Here is a 3,035-nt window from a genome sequence, read left to right on the forward strand (position 1 = left end):
AGCTTGTCGTTCGCGGTCATCGACAGCTTGCGCCAGATCGGCGTGAAGCGAAGCACCATGCCGGTCAGTGCCAAAAGGAAGGTACCCCACATCGGCAATGAGCCGCGCTGAAACCCTCCCCATGCTGTGAGGATGTCCGAGACGCCGCTTTCAGCAGGCACGAGCGTTGATCATGATGCGGGGCGTCTCCGGCCGATCGGATGACGCCCCAGCTATGCCATTGGAAGGGCGCGAGTTACCGCCGTCAGCCGGGTGCTAGGGCAGAACGCTTGGCGAGGTCCAAGTATCATCCGCATAGCGGCCGCCTGGCGCAAACGCTGCGGCCCGCATGTTCGAATCGAGCGCTGCCACAGTCTGGGCGGATCGAGCCGAAACCGTCAGGTCTTCCAGGTAAAGACGGTACACGACCGCCGACATCGACTTGTTCCGCGCATAATCGCCGTAGGAACCGTTGAGGCTGCCAAATCCAAACATGATCGTGGGGCTGAATTGCCCCCCCGCCCCTGCAAGCACTCCGACGAGGCTTGCGGCGTACTGCTCGTGGATCAGCCCGAGCGTGCCGCGCGCGCCTGCCGGGACGGCCTGAAACAGGGGTGCGAAGCTGCCCAAGGGGCCGTTCTTGCCATAATTGAGGAACAGGTTGCTGCTGCCGCTGTTCGCACCAACATACGCGATCGGGCCAGTGTTGCCCGCGTCGACCCGCGTCTCCCAATACCATGATGACCAGAAGTACGTGTGCGACGGATTGGCGAACATGTAGTTCTTGACCGGCTGAGGCAGGCCCACCCCCATGTACCGGCTGTCGCCCGCGCCGGATTGCGCCATGATCGCATGAAGGCCGCCTTTGCTCGTGCGCTCCACGACCGCGTCCTGTGTGAAGCCCGACCGCGTGCCGTCGTTGCGCAGGAAAATCGGCAGGTTGGATGGCGTCAGGGTAATCGCCTGGCTGGCAAAGTTCACCGGGCTGCTGACGCCATAGGTGCCGGCGCCGCCCATGCCGGACCCATAATTGACGATGAACGTCCCGGCAGGAATGCCGCTCATCGTCGGCAGCACATAGCCGGGCCCGAGGACCACCCCAGCCGGCACGCTCGTGACGGTCAGGTTATTGCTGCCGCTCCCGCTGGCGGTGATCGTCACCGGAGAGGCGTCGAGCAATAGCCCCGCTGAGCGCTGAGCGATGTTCGGCATTTTGGTGCCGATCAGCATGTTGGATGCAGGCGCGCCCGTGAGAGGCACCCCCGCAAACGGAAGGATCGGGTGGCCGGGCTCCCAGAGCATCAGAGAACCAGGCGCCAGCAGCCCGTCGATCTCGGCGAAGGGCAGCGTGCCGGCGTTCGTCAGTGCTCCTGGAAGGGTCATATCGAGGCATTGCATGGATCAATATCCCTTCGGATCCGCGATGGACTTGTAGAGCGCCGAGGAAGCGGCCCAGCCGAGCGCGTTTTCGTGGAAGTGGTCACTGCCCAGCGGCGTATTGTTGATGACCTGATAGGTCGTGCCGGCGATGGTATAGGGAGAGGTATAGCCTAGCGGCTGATACCACCCGATCACGTCGGCGAAGTTCAGCGGGAAAAGGTTTCTCAAACCCGTGTTGAATGCGTCGATCCAAAGGATCTTCGCGTCGTCATCGGTCGGGGCATTGTTCACGCCGGAGATGATCAGGCGCTTGACGTGCGCCGGCAGCAGCGCGACCCCCTCGACCATCAATTGCAGTGCATCCGCAAATGGCAGAAGTCCGACGTTGTTGCGCCCGAGCCGGATGATGGTGGAACGATTGACAGTGTCGGCGAGAGACGGGGCTGCGGCGCATCCTGCGACCGTCGGATCGGCGGCAATCACGCTGTCAGCTACCATCGGACGCGCGCCGCCGGCCGCCACGGGCGAACTCGGGTAAACCAGCGGCGTGACGACGTAGTCACTCCCTGCGGTGCCGTCCCAGATAATGGCGCACGGAACGCCCGCGATGATCGCACGCAGTCCCCGCGTACCCCCTGCCCCATCCAGGAACCGAATGCTGGGCGTTGCCGTAGCCGAGCCGCTGGTGGGAATAGCACCGCCTGCGATTGTCAGGGTGGCGGGCGTCTTCAGCAGGTTGAGGCGTGCGAACGCCTGCTGGATAGTCTGCGAGCCGATCCCTGCGTTGTGCGTCAAGCGGTCCGGGTAGAGCGCCGCAAAGGTGGCGCCATAGCCGCTGCCGGGAGCGGTTTCGCTGTCCCCGATGAGGAGCCAATCCTTGCTCGGGAACGCCCGCCAGACCTTACCGCCAGCGAGCGGCGCCGTGACAAGTCCCAGCGCATCATCATGATACAGAAGCCGTCCATCCTCCGTTACGGAAGCACCGTGCTTTTCCGAAAAAGAGGTGGTCCGAAACATCTCGACGCCATCGGCGAGGCGAACGGACCTGACCTGGCATCGTCCGTTACCGTCGTGGATAGGCTCAACCAGGTAGCCGCCTCGGCTCATAGCGGGACCATCCGCCACGCGAGCGCGGGTGACGATCGCCTCAATCGGCATCCTGCCATCGACGGGCACGGCCATTCGAACCCGGCCGTTCGGATCTATCAGGCGATATGCGTATCCGATCGCAGCATCGGCGAAGCTGAGCGGGATGCGTGACTGCGCCGCCGGCGTCAGTGCCTCGAAAGGTACCGTTCCGGGCACCAGGTTAACCGGCATGTAGAAGGTCACGCCCTTTGACGCGTCTTGATCGACGTCGGCCAGCTGGCGATTGGCGGTGTCCTTCAGTCGGATGAGCTTGCCGGATGCGGATTCCGCCTGTGCGAAAAACTGATCGAACTTGACGGCAGCAGCTTGGGCGCCAGCTCGTGCGACATCGGCATCCTGCGCATCCAAGTTAGCGACCCGCCGCCAACCGGCCGGGGAACTGGAATATTGATAGATGCCCGCGTTGCTGACCGTGCCGCCAGCCACAGGATCGACATGCGTCCCCGTATCCGCGGCGACGACGCTGGATCGGTCCCCCGCGACCATGCCGGTCAACGCCGCGAGCGCCGCCCAAGTGACTTGGGGCA

At 63.7% G+C, this 3,035-nt stretch carries 2 protein-coding genes; both read right to left on the reverse strand.

Annotated features, from left to right (window positions below; all coding sequences use genetic code 11):
- Positions 1-255: 255 nt before the first annotated feature.
- Entirely contained in the window at positions 256-1,362 is a 1,107-nt protein-coding gene (locus ACOJSI_RS10325) for a hypothetical protein (RefSeq protein WP_420138200.1), read from the reverse strand.
- An 18-nt stretch (positions 1,363-1,380) separates the two neighbouring features.
- The coding region (locus tag ACOJSI_RS10330) for a hypothetical protein (protein ID WP_420138201.1) at positions 1,381-3,035 on the reverse strand (1,655 nt) is incomplete at its 5' end.

The organism is Sphingomonas sp., from assembly GCF_048595155.1.
GTDB lineage: Bacteria > Pseudomonadota > Alphaproteobacteria > Sphingomonadales > Sphingomonadaceae > Sphingomonas_I.